Origin of the sequence: Ventosimonas gracilis (assembly GCF_001580025.1) — a bacterium.
Classification (GTDB): Bacteria; Pseudomonadota; Gammaproteobacteria; order Pseudomonadales; family Pseudomonadaceae; genus Ventosimonas; species Ventosimonas gracilis.
In genome coordinates, this window is the sequence record NZ_LSZO01000019.1 from 1 (window position 1) to 399 (window position 399).

At 52.6% G+C, this 399-nt stretch carries 1 protein-coding gene; it reads right to left on the reverse strand.

Going from position 1 to position 399, the window contains the following annotated elements; translation table 11 throughout:
- The coding region (locus tag AXE65_RS01500) for a hypothetical protein (protein WP_153015356.1) at positions 1-208 on the reverse strand (208 nt) is incomplete at its 3' end.
- Between the last annotated feature and the right edge of the window lie 191 nt (positions 209-399).

The following is a 399-nucleotide window of genomic DNA, read 5'->3' on the forward strand; positions in this document are numbered from 1 at the left end:
AGGCAAAGCCCGGCATGAGTGTTCTTGCAGCGGCGGCCTTCCCCGCGAAGGCTTTAAATAGTTCGGCAGGGTTGGGGTGGGTTTCGACCAACGCCTGCACGACCAGGTTAAGCACCGCTAGCTGCCCTTTTTCCAGTGCGCGTAGCTCCTTTGGCTTAAAGGTGCTGGTGCTGCTTTCGGGACTTTCGGTGCTCTTATCATTTTCCATTTTTCGTTTCCTTGTTTTGCTGGTTTGTGGAAATTCCAGCCTAACACGGGGAAACGATTTTTATTTGCGCTCGGTCAAGGCTTTAATCCAAAGGCAATTTTGCCTGCAATGGCCCTCGGTGTTCGTGAACGCGGGTAATGATGTGGCGAAGCTTCAGGCCGTTATCGGTCAAGCTATGGATGCGCTGCAAG